25 protein-coding genes and 1 tRNA gene are annotated in these 18,888 nt (G+C 60.4%); 7 read left to right on the top strand and 19 right to left on the bottom strand.

The features are described 5' to 3' along the window. Nucleotide 1 precedes the first annotated feature (1 nt). The 4 genes from BM449_RS09245 to BM449_RS09260 all read right to left on the bottom strand — a co-directional run bounded on the left by BM449_RS09245 (nucleotide 2) and on the right by BM449_RS09260 (nucleotide 2,901). Nucleotides 2-607, bottom strand: coding sequence for a HEAT repeat domain-containing protein (locus BM449_RS09245; protein ID WP_071800988.1), 606 nt, complete (start codon nucleotides 605-607; stop codon nucleotides 2-4). A 133-nt stretch (nucleotides 608-740) separates the two neighbouring features. Continuing rightward, nucleotides 741-1,235 carry a class 1 C-phycoerythrin subunit alpha gene (gene cpeA, locus BM449_RS09250; protein WP_071800982.1) on the bottom strand — a complete coding sequence of 165 codons (495 nt, stop codon included), beginning with the start codon at nucleotides 1,233-1,235 and terminating at the stop codon, nucleotides 741-743. A gap of 55 nt (nucleotides 1,236-1,290) precedes the next feature. After that, nucleotides 1,291-1,845, bottom strand: coding sequence for a class 1 C-phycoerythrin subunit beta (gene cpeB, locus BM449_RS09255; RefSeq protein WP_071800983.1), 555 nt, complete (start codon nucleotides 1,843-1,845; stop codon nucleotides 1,291-1,293). Between the two features lie 441 nt (nucleotides 1,846-2,286). After that, the gene (locus tag BM449_RS09260; protein ID WP_162922862.1) at nucleotides 2,287-2,901 is read right to left on the bottom strand and encodes a pentapeptide repeat-containing protein; all 615 of its coding nucleotides are present in this window, start codon (nucleotides 2,899-2,901) and stop codon (nucleotides 2,287-2,289) included. 105 nt (nucleotides 2,902-3,006) lie between these two features. Here BM449_RS09260 and BM449_RS09265 point away from each other — a divergent pair, with 105 nt between their 5' ends. From BM449_RS09265 to BM449_RS09275, 3 genes are read left to right on the top strand one after another with little or no spacing between them, the layout of a single operon-like run. Further along, nucleotides 3,007-3,618, top strand: coding sequence for a phycobiliprotein lyase (locus tag BM449_RS09265; RefSeq protein WP_071800990.1), 612 nt, complete (start codon nucleotides 3,007-3,009; stop codon nucleotides 3,616-3,618). Continuing rightward, nucleotides 3,618-4,340 carry a 15,16-dihydrobiliverdin:ferredoxin oxidoreductase gene (locus tag BM449_RS09270; RefSeq protein WP_071800991.1) on the top strand — a complete coding sequence of 241 codons (723 nt, stop codon included), beginning with the start codon at nucleotides 3,618-3,620 and terminating at the stop codon, nucleotides 4,338-4,340. Before BM449_RS09265 ends, BM449_RS09270 begins: the two co-directional genes overlap by 1 nt. After that, on the top strand, nucleotides 4,337-5,074 hold the full coding sequence (locus BM449_RS09275; RefSeq protein WP_071800992.1) for a phycoerythrobilin:ferredoxin oxidoreductase: 738 nt from the start codon (nucleotides 4,337-4,339) through the stop codon (nucleotides 5,072-5,074). Before BM449_RS09270 ends, BM449_RS09275 begins: the two co-directional genes overlap by 4 nt. Before the next feature lie 23 nt (nucleotides 5,075-5,097). Here the strand turns inward: BM449_RS09275 and BM449_RS09280 are convergent, their stop codons facing one another. Further along, on the bottom strand, nucleotides 5,098-5,574 hold the full coding sequence (locus tag BM449_RS09280) for a hypothetical protein (protein ID WP_145536782.1): 477 nt from the start codon (nucleotides 5,572-5,574) through the stop codon (nucleotides 5,098-5,100). Between the two features lie 174 nt (nucleotides 5,575-5,748). Here BM449_RS09280 and BM449_RS15010 point away from each other — a divergent pair, with 174 nt between their 5' ends. Next, nucleotides 5,749-6,105: a hypothetical protein gene (locus tag BM449_RS15010; protein WP_162922864.1), complete on the top strand. Its 357-nt coding sequence runs from the start codon at nucleotides 5,749-5,751 to the stop codon at nucleotides 6,103-6,105. 73 nt (nucleotides 6,106-6,178) lie between these two features. Here the strand turns inward: BM449_RS15010 and BM449_RS09285 are convergent, their stop codons facing one another. The 13 genes from BM449_RS09285 to psbB form a co-directional block, all read right to left on the bottom strand. After that, the gene (locus BM449_RS09285; protein WP_071800994.1) at nucleotides 6,179-6,901 is read right to left on the bottom strand and encodes a phycobilisome rod-core linker polypeptide; all 723 of its coding nucleotides are present in this window, start codon (nucleotides 6,899-6,901) and stop codon (nucleotides 6,179-6,181) included. A gap of 99 nt (nucleotides 6,902-7,000) precedes the next feature. Continuing rightward, nucleotides 7,001-7,594 carry a chromophore lyase CpcT/CpeT gene (locus BM449_RS09290; protein WP_071800995.1) on the bottom strand — a complete coding sequence of 198 codons (594 nt, stop codon included), beginning with the start codon at nucleotides 7,592-7,594 and terminating at the stop codon, nucleotides 7,001-7,003. A gap of 292 nt (nucleotides 7,595-7,886) precedes the next feature. Further along, nucleotides 7,887-8,123, bottom strand: a complete 237-nt coding sequence (locus BM449_RS09295; RefSeq protein ID WP_071800996.1) for a hypothetical protein — start codon at nucleotides 8,121-8,123, stop codon at nucleotides 7,887-7,889. A gap of 162 nt (nucleotides 8,124-8,285) precedes the next feature. Further along, a tRNA-Phe gene (locus BM449_RS09300) sits at nucleotides 8,286-8,358 on the bottom strand. After that, the gene (locus BM449_RS09305; protein WP_145536775.1) at nucleotides 8,324-9,049 is read right to left on the bottom strand and encodes a ComF family protein; all 726 of its coding nucleotides are present in this window, start codon (nucleotides 9,047-9,049) and stop codon (nucleotides 8,324-8,326) included. The genes BM449_RS09300 and BM449_RS09305 overlap by 35 nt, the downstream gene beginning before the upstream one ends. 155 nt (nucleotides 9,050-9,204) lie before the next feature. Continuing rightward, a complete protein-coding gene (locus BM449_RS09310; protein ID WP_071800998.1) occupies nucleotides 9,205-9,474 on the bottom strand; it encodes a DUF2470 domain-containing protein in 270 nt (89 codons plus the stop codon). A 160-nt stretch (nucleotides 9,475-9,634) separates the two neighbouring features. Next, the gene (locus BM449_RS09315; protein ID WP_071800999.1) at nucleotides 9,635-10,936 is read right to left on the bottom strand and encodes an FGGY-family carbohydrate kinase; all 1,302 of its coding nucleotides are present in this window, start codon (nucleotides 10,934-10,936) and stop codon (nucleotides 9,635-9,637) included. A gap of 6 nt (nucleotides 10,937-10,942) precedes the next feature. Continuing rightward, nucleotides 10,943-12,202, bottom strand: coding sequence for a methionine adenosyltransferase (gene metK / locus BM449_RS09320; protein ID WP_071801000.1), 1,260 nt, complete (start codon nucleotides 12,200-12,202; stop codon nucleotides 10,943-10,945). A gap of 109 nt (nucleotides 12,203-12,311) precedes the next feature. After that, entirely contained in the window at nucleotides 12,312-13,097 is a 786-nt protein-coding gene (locus BM449_RS09325; RefSeq protein WP_233830603.1) for an HAD-IA family hydrolase, read from the bottom strand. A 19-nt stretch (nucleotides 13,098-13,116) separates the two neighbouring features. Continuing rightward, nucleotides 13,117-14,172 carry a 30S ribosomal protein S1 gene (locus tag BM449_RS09330; RefSeq protein ID WP_071801001.1) on the bottom strand — a complete coding sequence of 352 codons (1,056 nt, stop codon included), beginning with the start codon at nucleotides 14,170-14,172 and terminating at the stop codon, nucleotides 13,117-13,119. A 120-nt stretch (nucleotides 14,173-14,292) separates the two neighbouring features. Next, a complete protein-coding gene (nrdR, locus tag BM449_RS09335; RefSeq protein ID WP_071801002.1) occupies nucleotides 14,293-14,799 on the bottom strand; it encodes a transcriptional regulator NrdR in 507 nt (168 codons plus the stop codon). A 188-nt stretch (nucleotides 14,800-14,987) separates the two neighbouring features. Continuing rightward, nucleotides 14,988-15,083: a photosystem II reaction center protein T gene (locus tag BM449_RS09340; protein WP_043368769.1), complete on the bottom strand. Its 96-nt coding sequence runs from the start codon at nucleotides 15,081-15,083 to the stop codon at nucleotides 14,988-14,990. A 24-nt stretch (nucleotides 15,084-15,107) separates the two neighbouring features. Further along, nucleotides 15,108-16,667: a photosystem II chlorophyll-binding protein CP47 gene (psbB, locus tag BM449_RS09345; protein ID WP_071801003.1), complete on the bottom strand. Its 1,560-nt coding sequence runs from the start codon at nucleotides 16,665-16,667 to the stop codon at nucleotides 15,108-15,110. A 223-nt stretch (nucleotides 16,668-16,890) separates the two neighbouring features. On the opposite strand from psbB, the gene BM449_RS09350 reads away from it, so the two are divergent. Beyond that, nucleotides 16,891-17,355, top strand: a complete 465-nt coding sequence (locus BM449_RS09350) for a 2Fe-2S iron-sulfur cluster-binding protein (RefSeq protein WP_071801004.1) — start codon at nucleotides 16,891-16,893, stop codon at nucleotides 17,353-17,355. A gap of 15 nt (nucleotides 17,356-17,370) precedes the next feature. Continuing rightward, nucleotides 17,371-17,478: a photosystem II reaction center protein PsbM gene (psbM, locus tag BM449_RS09355; RefSeq protein ID WP_071801005.1), complete on the top strand. Its 108-nt coding sequence runs from the start codon at nucleotides 17,371-17,373 to the stop codon at nucleotides 17,476-17,478. A 3-nt stretch (nucleotides 17,479-17,481) separates the two neighbouring features. On the opposite strand, the gene BM449_RS09360 is transcribed toward psbM, so the two are convergent. Continuing rightward, nucleotides 17,482-18,330, bottom strand: a complete 849-nt coding sequence (locus BM449_RS09360) for a universal stress protein (RefSeq protein WP_071801006.1) — start codon at nucleotides 18,328-18,330, stop codon at nucleotides 17,482-17,484. A 53-nt stretch (nucleotides 18,331-18,383) separates the two neighbouring features. On the opposite strand from BM449_RS09360, the gene BM449_RS09365 reads away from it, so the two are divergent. Further along, nucleotides 18,384-18,881 carry an acyl-CoA thioesterase gene (locus tag BM449_RS09365; protein ID WP_233830605.1) on the top strand — a complete coding sequence of 166 codons (498 nt, stop codon included), beginning with the start codon at nucleotides 18,384-18,386 and terminating at the stop codon, nucleotides 18,879-18,881. Nucleotides 18,882-18,888: the final 7 nt, after the last annotated feature.

An 18,888-nucleotide genomic window follows, 5' to 3' on the forward strand; every position in this document is an offset into this window, starting at 1 on the left:
TTCAGCTCTGCCAAGCCTGTTCGCTGAAGCGATCCAGGGCCTGGGTTGCCGCTTGCTGAATCATGCTGTCTTCCCTGTGGGCTCCATCAGCCAGGAACTGTTCGACCAATAGCTTGCCCTCGGCATGATTCATGGAGGCCAGGGCATTCAGTGTTGCCATGATCACAGCAAGATCATCACTCTTGAGAGCAGATTCCAGGGCTGGCAGAGCCAATGAACCCATTTCCCCGAGTGCCATCACAGCGGTCAGCTGGACCACGGGATTGGGCTCCAGACATTTTTGACCCAACAGATGGATCGTCTCGGCGCTGAAATTGTGATCCGGCCAAGCCACGGCGATCTGGGCCATGCCCTTGCAGCAACTGGCGCTGATGGTTGGATCGACGCTCTCGGCGAGCTTGTCTCGGATCAGCGGCTCCACCGCAGGACCGATGGCCCCCATCGCCCGAACTGCGCTCCGGCGCAGGCTCACATCTTCAGCATCGAGAAGGCCGAGTAGCCGAGTGCTGACGCTCGGATCACCACTGGCGATGATCTCATGCATCAGCCTGTCGCGCTGGTGGGGATTCGGATGGCTGAGTTGGGCGAACAGTCCGTCGATCGACATTTCTGGCAGAACCCGGGGTGTTGTTGTGAGGCGATAGGGGAAGTCTGCCAGACAAAAAAGCGGCCCCGAGGTGGGGCCGCAGAAGGGGCTGCAAAAGAGCAACGGGAGGCTTTGCCCTAGGGCAAGGCTGTGATCAGGAGAGGGACTCGATCACATAGGAGAGGAGCGACTTGAACTCCTTGGCGGCTTCAGGGCTCATGTCACGAGGAGCACAGGCGCGCTCACGGGTGTAGGAGAAGGCCTCGACATAGGCGGCGGTGGGCAGGTTGAGGGCGCGGTAGACCTCACGAGCACCGGCAATGCCCCACTCATCGATAGGACCGGTGCCGCCAACGACGAGGGAGTAGTTGATCAGACGCAGGTAGTGAGCGATGTCGCGGTAGCACTTGTCGGTTTTGACCTGATTTTCACCAGCTTCACCGGCTTGCTTGAGGTAGGGGTACTTCTTGAAGCAGGCATCACCGGCTTCCTGCACCACTTTGTCGAAGCCAGCAGCGAGCTTTTCAGCAGCTTCAAGGCGAGCAGCGGAACGCTGGATGGAACCTTGGACCGACTCGAGATCGGACTGGGTGGGGAAGCGCCCGGCAGCGTCAGCGGCAGTGACGACGGTGGTAACGACAGATTTCATTGGAAACTTCGAAGCGAATGGGTTTGGGAAGGATTCAGTCAGAGACTGGATGAAATCAGCCGAGTGCGCTGATGATGCGATCGAAGTAGCTGGCGGCTTCTGACGCGACAGCGGAGCAGTCACCCTGGATGGTTTCCATCTTGTTGAAGCGGGTGCCACCCATGCCTGGGGTGTTGGTCTCGCTGATGTGGGCGCAGGAGGAAGCCTTCATGATGGCAACGGCGCGACCAGCGGACTGGAGGGGCACACCCAAAGCGATGTAGGTCTCCTTGAGGCCGTTGAGGCAGCGGTCGTCGAGGACGGAAGCGTCGCCGGCGAGCAGGGCGTAGGAGATGTAACGAAGAACGATTTCGCCGTCACGCAGGCAGGAAGCCATGCGGCGGTTGGGATAGCAGTTGCCACCAGCCTGGATCAGGCCTGTGTTTTCGCAGATCATGCCCGAAACGGCGTCTGAAACGATGCAGCTGGCGTTGCTGGCGATCGCGTTGACGGCATCAAGGCGCTTGTTGCCATTGGCCACGTACTGGCGCAGAGCGGCGAGTTCGGACTCACCGATGGTGGCGGTCTTGGCGTCGGCGCTGACTACAGCGCGGGAGAAGGCGTCGAGCATGGGTTAGGGGAGAAACAAGGATGATGACGCAGTGAATAGAACGAAAACCGCTCTGTCACTTGAAGGAGAGTTTTTCAGGTCTCTCGCCCCCGGACGGGTTAACAAGGGACGCCACCAACAAAACTTCAAACAGAAGAAAGTATGAAGTCTTTCGATGGCTTGTGGTCTTGGTGTGGTGGCTGTCGGGCCTGCCTCGCCCTTCTGGCCACGGGGCCTGCCCAGGCCCTGACCCTGGATCCGGATCCGAGCAGGCAGAGGCGTTGTCCCGATTGTTGCCCGTACGCACTGCTAACCGGTGGACCCCCCGGCAGCCAAGGGAAACGCTTGTTGCTGCCCATCAGCCTCAGGCGCCTGGCCCCCGGCAACCCAACCCAGATGTCGGCGCCTGTTCCCTTGGTTCATCAGCTGTTTGATCAGCTGTTTGATCGGTGGATCGGCGCGTCACGGAGTGAGAAGGCTGTCGCGGCTGCTGCAACGCGCCAGGGGATTCCAGCAATCCAGTTCCTGGTTGGAGCGTGTCAGCAAGGAAGGGGCCCATTCCTCGATCCCCAGCGCTTCTGAGAACACCGCCCCTTTGATGCTGCGAGCCTGGGCCAGATCGGCTCCGCGCAGGTCAGCCCCGCGGAAGTCGCAGCCTTCGAGCTCGGTGTCCCGGAAGCGGCAGCGTGCCATCAAGGCTCCGGCAAAACGAGCCCCCCGCAGGTCTCCGCCCACAAAGGAGATGTCTTCGAGAATGGCTCCGCGCAGATCGGCACCACTGAGATGCACGCCGAGCATCGAGCAACCGCGCAGATCCATCCCACGCAGGTCGGCGGTGCAGAGGTACTTCCCAGACAGGTTGGCACCGGGGCCGACGGCACCCGAGTGGCGATAGTCGAACCCTTCAGGCCAGCGTGTCGCCGAGTCGTAGCGGGCCTGGCTCAGGCGCGCCTGGTCCAGCCGGGCTCCGCGCAGGTCTGCGGCCCTCAGATCGGCACGGCAGAGGTTGGCACCGGTTAGGTCCTGATTGCGAAGGTTCGCTCCCTGCAGGACTGCGGCACGTAAGTTCTGGGTCATGACAAAATCTGTTAGGCCTGCTGGAAACTGCTTCCGATCATGCAGCATGCAACAAGAGACGATTTGTCTGTGCCTGCATCAAGGTCGTTGACCTCTCCGCGCACGATGGCGGAGTTCCTGGCGAAAAGCGCTGGAATGTGGCTGTCACATCGATCCGTGCACCATTTCGAAGAGAGCGATGATGAGTCTGGATGTTCTAATCTGGTCATTGTTCCATTCGGTGCTGATGATCCTGCCGTGGAGCGGGTGTCTGAGCAATTCAACATTTCGGGCGGAGGCGCTGTAGGAGGCGCTCGATTTTATTGGCAGAGCAATACGATGAAGATGGATATCGTCAATGATAATGCTGCTGTATTGGTGGATATTCCTGACCCGAAAGATGTCACTCGAGGTGTGATGTATCGCGATATTGGTTATCTTGAAGGCTTGGCAGTCGCCAGTCGCTACGATATCAGTGAGGCTGGCGTGATGACCCTCCATACAGAATATGATCGCAACTCTGGGGTGGAGCGTTGTTGGTTTTTGAGTGACGACACGCGAGTCCGCGTGGGATCGTCACAGGTGATGGGAGGAGTCAATCTTGTCAGTTACTCTACGGAAACTAGGTGCCATGAAATGCAAGACTTTCACGCCCTCCGCCGGGACGCTGAATTGAGGCGTGAGGCACTCATGAATTTGGATTTGGATGCTGTTGATTTGGATGGAGCTCGCCGTTAATGTTTGACCATTGTCATAGTAGCCTGATTGAGCAAATTAAGAGTCTAGGAGGTACGCAGCTTCCCTTGGATTCTGATTTGGCTGAGCAAAGTAATCCACGCAAAGGAGCAGTTATTCGCAGTAGCCTTTGGCAGGCGCCAGGTATTCGCCGGTGGAGAGTGACGCAACTAGATGGCGGTGATGCTGTCCAAGTTCTCAATGCTGTGGCCTACCCTGAATTCGGTCGAGAGGAACCGATTCTTGGCATCGATCTTCTTGGTTTTGCCGTTCGAGATAAGTTGGTTGCTGTCATGGACTTCCAACCTTTGGAGCAGGGCAGCAGCTATGCCGAGCGGTATTTGTGTGGATTGAAAGCCATTCAGGCTCGCCATCCAAGCCTGGCTGCTGGTGAAGCGATGCGTGCGTACGATGCAGATCAATATTTTTCGCCGTTTCTTTTATTTGCGCGGGGGTCTATCACCGAGCTTGAGCCGCTGGTGGAGCAGTCTTTTCAGGAAATCATTCAGGCCTATGCGGCGATGCACTTAGAGGCAGTCAGCACACCTGAACAGAGTGATCGTGTCGAAACTCTGCAGCGTGCTTACGATCAGTACAGCGCGGAACGTGATCCTGCCCACGGTTTATTTACCAGTTATTTTGGGGAGGAATGGAGTAATCGTTTTATGCGAGCGTTCCTTTTTCCCCTTTCTTCTTTTGTGTCTACTCCTGTCAAACACTTATGACCTGGCGCTGGGAACCTTTCTTCAACCATGCTGTGACTCAGATCACGGCAAAACTCGCGTTGGAGCCTTATCCGATTCCGGCAGGTATGGCGGAAAAGGTGGGTAGCACCGGGTCTCGTGCCAAGCCGATCGCTGTCACGACCACAAGCTGGGGAGTGCGAAATGACAAACTCCGTCAGGCGAGGGCTGCCTGTGTGGATGCAGAGCCGAATCCCCAGGTGCTGAATCTTGTGATCAGCCCGGAGCCCCGCTTTGATCTTCCCTTCTTTGGTGCTGACCTGGTGACGTTGCCGGGAGGTCACCTGATCGCTTTGGATCTTCAACCCGTCTTGAAACGAGATCGTCTCCATACGCAGGCTGTCTGGTCAAGATTGAGGCCGGTGTTTGACCACTTCCGCGCACTGTTACCCGATGGAGGCCCTATTCCTGATGAGGCAGAACCATACTTCTCTCCCTGCTTTCTCTGGACCCGGTTGCCACTGACAGCAGAGAGTGAGACCTTGATTGAAGGGCCTTTGATGGCTGCATTTGTTGCCTATCTGGATCTCTATCTTGATCTCATTGCAGAGGCCAATCCAGTGGATGATTCACGGATGCAGCAATTAAAAGAGGGGCAACTTAGATATCTCGACTACCGAGCTGAGAAAGATCCTGCCCGCGGTATGCTAACAAGATTTTATGGTGAAGAATGGACCGAGGCCTACATCCATGGATTTCTTTTTGACCACCGCTGAGTGAGGAGCGGTGCTTTAAGAATTCAGCCATCGCTGCTCATTAAACTTGCAGCGAATTCAGTGTTCATCAGTGGCACTGCAATGAGAAAATCATGACGATCTCGGTAAAATGACCACACCATCCCAAGGTCAAGACCTTCGCAATGGTCTGCCACAAGCCATGCATCGCGAGAATCGACACCAATCCCCATCATCAATGCATAGAGTTCATCGGGATTATGGGCGCCAGTCACCTTCAACGCCGAGCCAACGACGTAGGTGAGGATGCACGGCTTTTCGTTTTCCTGTTGATCTGAAGCGAAGACAATATTGTTATCTGTGGTTAAGTGAAGACCTGCCACTGCTGACTGCCAAGTCGATTGGATATCGGCCTCAAGACTGACAATTAGCTTGCCCCCCCCGGCGTTGATTTCCAATCTTTTGCCCCAGTTCTGAACCAGCAGTGCTTGGAGCCGCGTTTGCTGCTCAAAGGCGGAGCGATGGTTCAGGGGATTTGCCATGGGTTGATCAGATCTACCAGTCTTGTAGATGGACAATAAACTCTAAGTGGCCAAGGCTGGACTTGCCACGAATTAGCGGTAAAGTCGATTCGTGTATCCGCGATCTTTCCCGTGGACCGATCTCATCAGAGGTTAGCAGAGCAGGTTGAGGCTTTATCGCAGATATGTGAAACCTTGGTCATACGCCTTTTGGAGGCAGAAGAGCAGCTTGAACTCTTATCTGCCTTAATGAATGAGGGCACTATAACCGGATTGAAGGATGGTTTGAGCTGTCAGGCGAGTGATCAAGCCTTAAGTGAAGCAGCTGCCACGATCCAGAGACTTGGGCTCTATTTAGATGCCAAAACCTCAGCGGTGGGTCAACCCCTGGAGTCCTTCGCACAACCGAATCATTCTGACCCTCAGCGAATTCAAGCCAGCCATGCAGAACCTTTGCTGGATGACTCTGATTTTATCGATGACGTTAATCAAGAATTAAATGCCAACTACGAGGAAAGCCTTGATGATCGTCAAGACTTTCTCGCGGCGTAGCAGGCCTGCAAAGTTATAGAGTTTATCGGCTTTAACCTGTCCCATCAATTCTGGCATTACAGGCACCTACAGCCTATTTCCAGCCCGTGCTCAACATGGCCCCGGCAGTGGCTAGTAGAATTCCAATAATGGCTACGCCGCCGAAGGCCGCCAAGCCCAGCCAGATCTGCAAAATAACTTTTGGGGGCTGGCCATTCACCCATCCAGGCAAATTCAGACCAGCTTGGCCGTTCCCTGAGGGGGCTCGTTGCTGGCTGACCTCACGCCAGTAGGCGTCATAACGAGGTGCTTTCTGGTTGAAAGGCAATTCGCCTTGTTGACGGCCCGGTAGAGATCTGGAGCGTTGATGGGGGATCTGGTCATAACCGAAAGCGTCAAGATACTCTGGCGAATCAAGCAGAGTATCGATGAATCCCGCAAATCCCTTTGTTGCAATAACAATCGACCACGCCATTTCTTCGTCGGCTCCGAAGGTGTCGCGCCCTAAGACTCTCCCGACGACTTGCTCTACGACGCGGTAATTACTGTTACATTGATAGAAGCCATCTTGAAATTTCTTGGACAAAAGCAAGCCTCGCACGAAGTCACGAGCTTGAATTTGTTCGTTGGTGAATTGCGACTCCAGCATCGCTTCGCGGTCATAGGCGAAAGCATGAAAGAATATCTGACGGTAGGCGCTTTCTATTTGTTCTGTACGGCTTGTTTTTTGGCGTATGGACTCATCGTTCCCAACCGAAAAAGATGCAACGCGTGCGTTCTGGGTTGTGCGCGCGTAAGGGAGAAGCGTCAGTGCCATACGTGTCAATGTTCTTTTCAAGATACTAAGCAATAGTGCTAATATTTATACCAAGATAGGTGAAATCATTACATAGCTTCACTGGCCTCCTGGGCGTCCTCACTTGGCAAGCCAGTCCATCGGTAGCTCATCGCTGTGGTCGGCCAGGCGTTCAAATACGAAGGGTCCTGCCAGTGATCCCCACAGTTGCTCGTGACTCTGGGGATCGTGGCCGCGGTCGACGGTTTGCATGGTTTGACTATCCAGTTGGAAGTTGCTCACCAGATAGGCCGGCACTCCTTGGCGTTTGACGATGCAACGGCAGCCAGGTTCCACTTCTCCGAAGAACCCTTCGCCCTGCTCCTGCACGTAGTAGGTACAACCTTCCAGGCTTTCGAGATCATCCATTGTGATTTCAGCCCTCCTGCTGGGATCCTCTACGGCACCCCAGAAGCGTTTGGAGTCTCGAAGGGTGTGGTTGACGATCACAAGTCCGCGGTGATCTTCCTTCACTGTGAGGACACGAATTCGATAGGGTTGCAATGGAGTGACGGCATAAGCCTGCTCCAGTAGCAGTGAGCCTGGCATCAACTGGGGCAAGGGCCGGAATCGAACCAGGATGTGGCCATAGAGAGGAGGATTCTCGAAGGCCTGGCGTTGATTGCTGAAACTCGCAGCGAGTTGGATCAGTAATCGGGAGGATGGGGTCATCATTCCGTCACCCTATTCGTTTGGCTTTGGCTCTTCTGGTTCGTCCTTTCCTGGCTGCAGAAGGACCTGTTGCAAGGTTCTAAAGGCTCCATGAGCTCTGCCTTAACTGGCGACTGACTGGCAACGGACTTGAAACTGCTGGATTCAGGCAAGGCCGCGTTGATCAACGTTCCATCGGCATCGGCATCGGCAGCTGGCTGAGCTTGAGTTGTGCCATGCCATGCTGTGCCGAGCCTGTGCCGAGCCTGTGCCGAGCCTGTGCCGAGCTGGCCGCTTGGCGCTGGTGCGTGCTTCCTCACCGTTCCCGCAGGCGCAAGCGGAACAGGGCGACCTGCATGACCAACTCGGGCTTGCTGATGGCGAATGGATGGTCACTGAGTTCAGCGATGGCTTGCTGCAGCGTTAACTCACGGTTGGCTGGCTCGCCTGTGGTTGCTGGGTTGAGCTTCTCCCAGACAGCGTCAAAGGCCACTCCGTAGCTGTCGGCATTGGTGAACTGCCGATCAAGTGGCTGCTCGGGAGGGATGGGCATGGAGAAACCTGGGAGGGAGGTTGGGCGACTCAGGAATGGGGCGTGGGCCGCATGGGTCAGCCGACTGCTGTGAGTGGGCCCTTTCATGGCCGGCATCTCAGCGAGCTGACGGGAACGGAGCGGAGCAGCGCGGACGCTGGATGGGATGGTCTGATCAATGAATGCCAGGACCCAGATTTGAACTGGGGACACGGCGATTTTCAGTCGCCTGCTCTACCAACTGAGCTATCCCGGCTTGCTACTGAGGTAGCAGATGTGGATCTTAGATCACGGCCTGGAGCTGGGGTGCGGGCCAAGCAGAGCAGGCCAGCCACGCGAAATCCTGCGTCTTGCAGAGCCACTGCGGCGGCGTTGGCCGTCGCTCCGGTGGTGAGGATGTCATCGACAATCAAGATCGGCTGCCGGCGCCAGCCAGGCGGCTTGCCCATGGCACTGGCCTGGCAGCGGAAGGCCTCCGCCTGGTTGAGCGCGCGCATGGCCCGGTTCAGGTGGTGCTGGCCCAAGGTGGGCCGGCGCCGTTGCAGCGGCTGGATTTCAGGTAGCCCAAGCCCTTGGCAGATCAGTTGGGGTAAGGGATTGCACCCCCGCTGCTTCCAGCTGGGAATCGCCACGATCCGGCCGTTGCCCTGGAGTTCGGCAGGCAGGGTCTGGCGCAGACTTCCGGCCAGGCTGCGCAGCATTTGTGGCTGGGGGTTGGTTCGCTGGCGGAGCAGCAGCTGGCGCAGGGCCCCTTCGTAGAGCCCAAGGCTCCACCACGGCAGCGGCCATTGCCCCTGGAGTCCGCCGGCGGGTAGGGCGAGGCGGCTCTGGCAGGGCTCGCAGAGTGCGGCCTCGCTGCCGGAGCGGATGGCCTGGCGGCAGATTGCGCAACAGGGCTGGCAGACAAGCTCCAGGCTTCCGCGCAGAACGGCGTGAATCCAAGACAAGGCTTCGCCCCCAGGCTGGGTTGCCTGCTCAGGGTTCCCACCTTGAGCGCTCACGGTTGCGGCCTCTTTGCAGAGCGAAGCGACCAGAACAGCGGGCTGTACGCAAAAGGCAATCCGGTTCACAGCTCCTGGGCCTACTCAGCCCTTGGGCCTGCTCAGCCTTTGGGCATGGAACGCAGCATGGCCACCAGGGTGCGATGGGCATCCTCGCTGTCGGTGAGGGTGTGATCAAACGGGACGGCCACGGTGCTGCCGTCCACCTCCAGTTCCATGGCCTCGGGGAGCACCTGCAGCATCCGGGCCGACTGGGGGGCTTCAACGCCGCCGTAATGGCGGGCGTAGGAGAGCACCGCTTCGGCATGGTCGTTGTTCATGTGCAGGCAGATCCTTGCGCTGACATCGGGAGTGAGTGGATCGGCGGGCATTGGCTTCCAGGTGACAGGGACGCCGATTCTGGCCCGCCCGGCTTTCAGCCGGCTCCGAAGCGCTGCCAGAGCAACAGGGCCAGGCGCGTACTGCTGAAGGCCACAAATCCGGCCAGCACAACGAACAGGGCCATCGACACCACGGATTTGATGCGTTCGTTCATGGCTCTGGGGGCAATGGGAGCAGGTCGCCTCCATCTTCGGGCCCTAGCCCCCGACAGGCCAGCCGGGCGCTGCCCAGGGCCGACGACAATCCCGGACGGTTGATCACCGGCACACCCAGGGCCTGCTGCCTCAGTCGGCGCCACTGGGGATTGCGGGCGCCGCCACCGAGGGTGATCACCCGCCCGATCGCTGGAGCTCCAAGCGCCTGCAACCGTTGCCAGCCTTCGGCCTCGATCTGGGCCATCCCCTCCAGCAGCCCCTGCAGAAACAGGGCATCGCTCACAGGCCTGGGACCCAGCACCGGCTGCCGATCGGGATCGTCGACGGGGAAGCGCTCACCCCGGCCCGGCAGCGGCTGGAGCTGGAGGCCGCTCGGCCGGCTGGGGTCGATCTGGCGGCTTAGCTCCGCCAGCTGCTGATCGCTGAAGAACTGGCGTAATACGCCGCCACCGCTGTTGGAGGCTCCCCCCACAAGCCAGCGTTGATCCAGGCGGTGCGCGCTCACCCCAGGGGCCTGAATCGGGCGGTCGACGAACTGTTTGAGCACCAGCGTGGTGCCCAGAACGGTGAGGCCGTCGCCGCTCGCCAGGCCGGCAGCCAGCACGGCGGCATTGGCATCGGTGGTGCCGGCCACCACCTGGCAGCTCGGCGGCAGGCCCAAGGCTGTGGCCGCCAGCGGGTTCAAGCTGCCGAGCCTGCTGCCGCTTGGAACCACCTCAGGTAGGGCTGCGCTCCAGGGTTGATCCAGGAGTGTTCCCAGCCAGCGCCCGCCGGCTAGATCCCAGCCCAGGCGCAGATTGTTGCCTTCTTCGCCCCAGCGCCAGTGACCCAGCAACCAGCCCATCAGCCAGTCGGCCTGATGGCGGAGCAGGAAAGGGCCACCCTGGTGCTGGTTGATCAGTCGCAGTGCCCTGGCCAGACTGCTGCTTGCGCTCGCTGCCGAAGTCCCCTCCGGCACCAGGGCCTGGAGCCTGCCGGCCTGCTCGGGGCAGGCCTTGTCGTAGGGCAGGGCCTCAGCCAGTGCCGAGCCGTCCGGCCGGCAGAGCAGCAGGGTGCCGGATGTGCCATCGAGGCTGATCGCACCAACGCGGCAGCGCAGTTCCCTGGGCAGGGAGCCCACCAAGGCAACCAAGCCGAGGCGCCATCCCTCAGGATCGGAAAAGGGTCGTCCATAGGCCAGAGCCCGTTCGCAGCCACGAATCGCGAGACCTTCAGCATCCATCAAGGCGAGCCTCAGCCCACTGCTGCCGAAATCAACGCCCAGGGCCAGGGTGTCTGGTGGTGCCGGCCGCACCATCTCCGCTCAGATGGCGCTGCCGGCGGCAATCTTTCCAACTGTGGCCTGCCGCAAGACCGTGGCGTTGGCCTCCACGTTCTCCCAAGGGAGATTCAGATCATCCCGGCCGAAATGGCCATAGGCCGCCACATCCTGGTAGAAGCGGCCGCCGCGCTCCTGGGGAAGGGTGCGCAGGCCAAAGCTTTCGATGATGGCGCCGGGGCGCAGATCGAAGTGCTCCTGGACCAGGGCGGTGAGATCCTCGTCGCCCAGCTTTCCAGTGCCGAAGCTCTGCACCAGGATGCTGGTCGGCCTGGCCAGCCCGATGGCATAACTGAGCTGCACTTCAAGGCGCTCGGCCAGGCCTGCCGCCACCAGGCTCTTGGCCACATGGCGGGCCGCATAGGCAGCGGAGCGGTCCACCTTGGTGGGATCCTTGCCGGAGAAGGCACCACCGCCGTGGCGGGCGGTGCCGCCGTAGGTGTCAACGATGATTTTGCGGCCGGTCAGGCCCGCATCGCCCTGGGGCCCCCCCACCACGAACTTGCCGGTCGGGTTGACCAGAAAACGGGTGGAGCCGCGATCGGGCTGGATCATCAGATCGGCCGTGGCGGGGACGACGACGTGCTCCCAGAGGTCGTCGGCGATGCGCCGCTGCAGGCCGGCCTCATCACTGATGCCATCGATCACGGCCGTGTGCTGGGTGGAGATCAGCAGGGTGTCGATCGCCACCGGTCGATCGTTCTCGTACACCACGCTGACCTGGGTTTTGCCATCGGGCAGGAGATAGGCCAGGAGGCCGTTGTGGCGCACCTCGGCCAGGCTTCTTGCCAGCCGGTGGGCCAGGCTGATCGGCAGGGGCATCAACTCAGGTGTTTCGTCGCACGCGAAGCCGAACATGATGCCTTGGTCGCCGGCGCCCACCTGGTCGAGCGGATCTCCGGCGTGATCGTCGGCCTCGTCCACCCCTTGGGCGATGTCTGGGGATTGCTGATCGAGTGCCACCAGCACGGCGCAGCTGTGGGCATCGAACCCACCGGCTCTGGCTCCGCTATAGCCGATCTGCTCGATCACCCCGCGCGCCAGGGTCGTGAAGTCGACCTTGGCGGTGGTGCTCACTTCGCCGGTCAGCAGGCAGAGGCCTGTGTTCACAACCGTTTCACAGGCCACCCGACTGAGTGGATCGATGCTGAGCAGGGCATCGAGAACGGCATCACTGATCTGATCGCAGATTTTGTCGGGATGCCCTTCTGTGACCGATTCAGAGGTGAAGATGTAACGGCTCATTCAAGGATGATCCAAGACGTTGGCCATGAGCTTATCGCCTGTTCCCAGCATCCTTTCTCACATCAGGCTTGCCTGATTCACTGTGCCGCCGCCCCTGAACTTGTTGGCTTCAGGCGTGATTGGCTGGATCTGTGGCCTGCACCGTGAGCTCCGACCAGTGATCGATCAGCAGGTGCCCGCCGGCCAGCTTCGGCTTGGTGGCCCAGCCGGCCGTGTAGCCCAGTGCATGGGGAATCCCGGCCGCGACCGCCATGGCTAGATCGCTGTCGGCGTCGCCGATCAGCGCGCAAGCGCCAGGGTCAACGCCCAGTTGGGCGCAGAAGTGATGGACGGCCAAGGGATTGGGTTTGGCCGGCAGGTGATCGGCGCTCCAGATGCCCCGGATGTGTTTCTCCAGGCCATGGGCCGCTAGGAAGTGCTTGATGCCATGGGTCTGATCGTTGCTGATCACCCCGAGGACAACACCGGCCCGATCGAGAGCAAGCAGCAGCGGCGCCAGCCCTTTGGTGGTCGGGGCGGAGGCTGGTTCGCTGCCAGCAGCCGCGTCGATGCTGTCGAAGAGGATTTCGCTGCGATTCAGGGCCTCAGGCCAGCCAAGACCCACCTGGGCGAAAGCCGTTGCCGTGGCGATCAGGTTGTGCATCCTGCTGGCCACAGCGGTGATCCCGGCCGGATCGATCCGGCCAGCCCTGACGCCATAGGCACTTTCCAGAAGATCCCGAAGCCTGGCGCGATGCCCTGAACCCACCTGGCTGAGGCAGGCCAAGATCCTGGCTTCAGCCAGGGCAAGCAGCTTGGGTTCGCTGCGGCTCATGGTGCCGTCCTTGTCGAAGAGAACGGCCTGAAGCCAACCCAGTGGAACACCTTTAAGCCGGAGTTGGGCCACCGGCGCCACGGCAGACCCTGGGAACGGCTCAGTCGAGGGTGACACCCATCGGTTCGTTCTCTTCAGCCTGCTCCAGCAGCATCTGCTTGTAGCGGGCCGCCATCTCCTCGGCCTTGTCGAACACCTTCTGGGGGTCGGTGAGCATGTCACCGGGTTCCGGCTCCAGGGCCTTGGTGGAGAGCGAAATCCGACCCCGCTCGGCGTCGAGGTCGATGATCATCACCTTCATCTGATCATTCACATTCAGCACCGTGTGAGGTGTTTCGATGTGCTCGTGGCTGATCTCAGAGATGTGCAGCAGACCGCTGACTCCACCGATGTCGATGAAGGCGCCGTAGGGCTTGATGCCGCGGACGGTTCCGAGCACTACCTCGCCCACCTCGAGGCGATTCATCTTGCGCTCAACCAAGGCGCGGCGATGGCTGAGCACCAGGCGGTTGCGCTCTTCATCGACCTCCAGGAACTTGAGGGGAAGGAAATCGGCAACGAGATCTTCCTTGGGCTTGCGGGTGCTGATGTGGCTGCCTGGGATGAAGCCCCTGAGGCCTTCCACCCGAACCAGGGCACCGCCGCGGTTGGTGGCGAAGACTTCGCTGTAGATGGTGGCGTCTTCCTTCTGGAGCTGACGCACCCGCTCCCAGGCCCGCTGGTATTCAATGCGGCGGATCGAGAGCGAGAGCTGGCCGTCCTCGTTCTCCTCACTCATGATGAAGAACTCACGCACCTCGCCAGGCTGCAGCACATCGCTGAGAGCCTCGACCCGGTTGATCGAGACCTCCTGCAGGGGCATGAAGGCGGCCGTTTTGGCGCCGATGTCGATCATGGCGCCCTTGGGCTCCATGGCGAATACCGTGCCGTTCACCACATCACCCGGCTTGAAGTTGTAGTCGTACTTGCTGAGCAGGGAGGCGAACTCATCGAGCGTGAAGCCGGCGCTCTCAAAGTCACGGGAGACGGCCCGGCTGGCTGGGTCATCCGCAGTGGGAACCTCTTCCGGGATGTCGAGGTCCAGATCTGCCGCTGGTTCGTTGGCGAGATCCAGATTGGCCTCGGTGCTGCTGATCTCGGAAGGGGTCACGGTCATGAAGGGATGGCGGTCTGCCTTTGGCAGAACGAGGGAGTGGTGCCCTGCCCGCCGACAGAAAACACCTGACCATCGATCATACAAAAGCCCCCTGCGCAGACCAAGCTCAGCCTGGGCTGATCAACGCGCCACGACCGCCAGGCTGGTGGAACTGCCATCGCCCTGGGGCCGTGACGTTCGCAGACTGAGGCCTTTCAAGGTGGCCACGAAATCGTGGATGCCCTGGAACTGGCGATAGACGGAAGCGAAACGCACGTAGGCCACTTCGTTCATCTCGCTGAGCTGGTGCAGAACGAGTTCACCAATTTCGCTGCTGCTGACCTCGCGGCTGTTGCGCTGCTGAAGCAGCATTTCGATCTCATCGACCACCAACTGCAGCCTGGCGGGCTCGAGGCCGGTTTTTTCACAGGCCCGAATCAAGCCATTGAGAAGCTTGGAGCGATTGAAGATTTCCCGGACACCGTTGCGTTTGATCACCGTCACCGGCACAGTTTCGACCCGCTCGTAGGTCGTGAAGCGAAAGTCACACTGCAGGCATTCGCGCCGCCGCCGCACACTGCGGCCACTGTCAGCGGAGCGAGATTCGAGCACCCGGCTGTCGGTGTGTTGGCAGGAGGGACATTGCATCCCACGGACGCCCAAAAGTTTGACTCAAGTGTAAACAGTAACTCTCGAAATAAGAAGGCTGTTGTTGCAGTCGTTCTGGATTCCGGAACCGGCACCATCCTGCTGTAGCCACGAGGCAGCCATAAAACAACCCCCTTGCCGAAGCAGGGGGGTTGGAGTTGAGGGGAGACCCGGTGGTTCCCTCGGTGTTACTTGCCGATCTTGGGGGGATCGCGGAAGGCGATGGCGAAGAACAGCGTGGCCAAGGCCAAGGTCAGGATGAGGATGTAAGCAAAGCTTTCCATCTGGATTCTCCGGGAGTGAGGGGATCAGCTGATCGTGCTGCCGGCAGAAGGTGTGGCGCTCTGGGCCGTCCGGCGTGTGGTTTTGTCGCCCAGCTTCTGGAAGAGACCGAACTCAATCTGCTCACCGAGATCGGGGTCGATGCCGGCAAACACATCCCGGTAAAGGGTGCGGGCCCCGTGCCAGATGTGTCCGAAGAAGAAGAGCAGCGCAAAGGTGGCGTGGCCGAACGTGAACCAGCCGCGAGGTGAACTGCGGAAGGTGCCATCGGAGTTGTAGGTGGTGCGATCGAATTCGAAGGCCTCACCCAGTTGCGCCTTGCGGGCCAATCGCTTGACCGCGGCCGGGTCGGTGAAGACCTGACCATTGAGGGCTCCGCCATAGACCGTGGCGGTAACGCCGGTCTGCTCGAAGGAATACTTGGCCTCGGAGCGTCGGAAGGGGATGTCGGCCCTGACGATGCCCTGGCTGTCTTCCAGCACCACCGGGAAGTTCTCGAAGAAGTTCGGCAAGCGCCTCACTTCAAGTTCACGTCCTTCCTGATCGGTGAAGCTGATATGGCCGATCCAGCCTGTGGGCAGGCCGTCACCATTGACCATGGGGCCGACACGGAACAGGCCTCCCTTGGCAGGACTGTTGCCGACGTAGTCAAAGAAGGCGAGCTTCTCAGGAATCGCGGCATAGGCCTCTTCCTTGGAGGAACCGTTCTCGAGGGCCGTGGCCACACGACGGTTGATTTCTGTCTTGAAGTAGCCCTGATCCCACTGATAGCGAGTGGGTCCGAACAACTCCACAGGAGTGGCCGCTGAGCCATACCACATCGTTCCAGCCACGATGAAGGCGGCAAAAAACACGGCGGCGATGGCACTGGCCAGCACCGTTTCGATGTTGCCCATCCGCAGGGCTTTGTACAGCCGCTCCGGTGGACGGGTGGTGATGTGGAAAATGCCGGCGATGATGCCAACGATCCCCGCCGCAATGTGGTGGGCCACAATTCCGCCTGGATTGAAGGGGTTGAAACCCTCTGGCCCCCAGGACGGTTGCACCGCCTCGATGTGGCCATTGAGTCCGTAGGGATCGGTGACCCACATCCCCGGACCAAAGACCCCGGTTAGGTGGAAGGCGCCGAAACCGAAGCAGCCAAGACCTGCCAGCAGCAGGTGAATGCCGAAGATCTTGGGAAGATCGAGCGCCGGTTCACCAGTGCGGGGGTCTTGCCAGATCTCCAGATCCCAGTAGGTCCAGTGCCAGATGGCGGCAAGGAACAGCAGACCGCTGAAGACAATGTGTGCTGCAGCGACGCCTTCGAAACTCCAGAAACCGGGGTCAACCCCGGTTTCACCGGTGACACTCCAGCCGCTCCAGCTTCCAGTCACGCCAAGGCGGGCCATGAAGGGCATGACGAACATGCCCTGGCGCCACATCGGGTTGAGAACCTGATCGGAGGGGTCGAAAATCGCGAGCTCGTAAAGAGCCATGGAGCCGGCCCAGCCGGCGACCAGAGCGGTGTGCATGAGGTGCACGGCCAGTAAGCGGCCCGGGTCGTTGATCACGACTGTGTGCACCCGATACCAGGGCAGTCCCATGGGGGTAGATCCGGCGAAACAAACAGTTGCCGCAACGCAAGCGTTAGCGGTGGACGATCGATTGGATCGATCCGTCGGCTGATCGTAAGGGTTCTCGGTGGCATGGGGCGGGCGAACCCCATCAGCTGAAACGAGCCGTGACCGTGGATCCTGTCGATTGACGCCAACGCGGTTACAAATCGCAACCTCTTCCCTGAGAATGGGGTCTGTCGCCTGACCCTCCATGCCCGTGATCCGATTCGTCCGCGAGGGGCTCGATGTGGAGTGCTTCCCCGGAGAAAATCTGCGTGAGGTGGCCCTGCGCGAGGGCGTCGAGCTCTATGGCCTTAAGGGCAAGCTTGGCAACTGCGGCGGCTGCGGCCAGTGCATCACCTGCTTTGTGGCGGTGGCCCCGGGCGACTCCACCGCGCTCAGTGCCCGCACGGCCGTGGAAGACCGCAAGCTCCAGAACCGTCCTCTCGATTGGCGCCTGGCCTGTCAGGCACTGGTGGAGCACTCGGTGGTGGTGCTGACCCGTCCGCAGCTGGGGCTTGCCGATGGTCAGGCCCAGCTGGAAGCGGCCCTGGCTGCCCCCCTGCCGGCCGGCCCCACCGCGTGGCCGGAGCAGCCGGAGACCGCTGAGCAGCAATCCGCAACGACCGATGAAGACAGCCCAGAAGGGCCGATGGCCGGTGATACGGTCCGGTGACTCCCGTCAACACCGATGGAAACCAACGATCTCGGTTTCGTGGCCAGCCTGCTGTTCGTTTTGGTGCCGGCAGTTTTTCTGATCATCCTTTACATCCAGACCAACAGCCGCCAACAGGGCTGAAGCTCAGTTGTTCCTTTCGGGCTCCCGCACCAGCAGCACGGGGGCCTGGGCGTGGACCCGGATGTAATCGCTCACCGAACTGCCGAGCAGCCGGTCGATGTCGACCAGGCTCTTGGCCACGAGAGGACGCCGGTCTTGGGAGGCGATCACCAGGAGATCCGCGTTGACCTCTTGGGCCGTCTCGCAGACCCCGCGACCGATGTCACCGGTGCGGTGCAGCCCCTTGAGCTCCACACCGAAGCTGCGGGCGCGTTGCACCGCTTTCTCGAGCACGTCATCGGCCGGGCTTTTGCCGCCCCGGCTGGGAACGATGTCCTTGCGGCTCACGTGGACTCCCGTGAGCACGCCACCGGGAATGTCACGCACCAGTTCGCAGGCGATTCGCAGAGCGTCGTCTCCCACTCCGGTGCCGTCAATCGCGACCAGGACTCTGTTGACGTGCCTCACGTAGAGGTCGTCGCGGACCAGCAGCATCGGCCGGGTGGCGAGCTGGAACACGTATTGGCTGGAGCTGTTCGAGAGGATCGACTGCAGTCGACCCAGACCGCGCGAGCCCATCACGATCAGGTCGACATCGAGCTCGTCGGCCACCGTGAGCACGGTCTGTTTGGCATCGCCCTGGCGGATGACTGCGTTCACCTCTTCGGGGTTGAGGCCCAGGCGTTGGATCGCTTCGGCCACGAGCCCGGAGGCCCGCTGCCAATGCTCCTGAAAGCCAGCGCCAGCCTGTTCGGTGACGACATGGAGCAGGTTGAGGCGAGCCTGCCTGAAGGAAGGAAGGGCACGCAACATGCGCACCATCTCCTCGACATTGCCCTTGCCGGAGTCGGCGATCAAAAGATTGCGAAACACGAGGCCATCGCGGTTCTGAAGCAGCTTATGGCTCAGCCCCCTGTAGGGATCGCATGGACGGAAAGGTCGTAATGCAGCCGCAACTGAATCCGCCTGCCCGTGAGTGGTGCCTCCGGCGCCTGGTGTTGCCCCAACACACCGACCACGCCGGCGTCATGTGGCATGGCGCCTATCTGGGTTGGTTGGAGGAGGCCCGGGTGGGAGCCCTGGCCTCGGTCGGGCTGGCCTACAGCGCGCTCTCGGAGCGGGGGCTGGAGCTGCCGGTGGTGGCCTTGGCGATGGATTACCGGCAACCCCTGAGGCATGGCGATGCCGTGGAGGTGCGCAGCGTGGTGGAATCGCGCCGGCGGCTACGTCTGATCTGGAGCAGCCGCTTTCTCAATGGGAGGGGTGAACTGGCGGCGGAGGCGCGGGTGGACCTGGTGGTGCTGGATCTTGGCCCTGACCGCGGCCAGCGCCGACTGCTGCGGCACTATCCGCCTGATCTGGAGACTGCCTTGAAGGCCTTGGCGCTGGGCCCTCCCGAGGACCCGGAATTTCATTGCTTGTAGTATTTTT

Source organism: Synechococcus sp. SynAce01 (genome assembly GCF_001885215.1).
In the GTDB taxonomy this organism is placed as follows: Bacteria; Cyanobacteriota; Cyanobacteriia; order PCC-6307; family Cyanobiaceae; genus Regnicoccus; species Regnicoccus frigidus.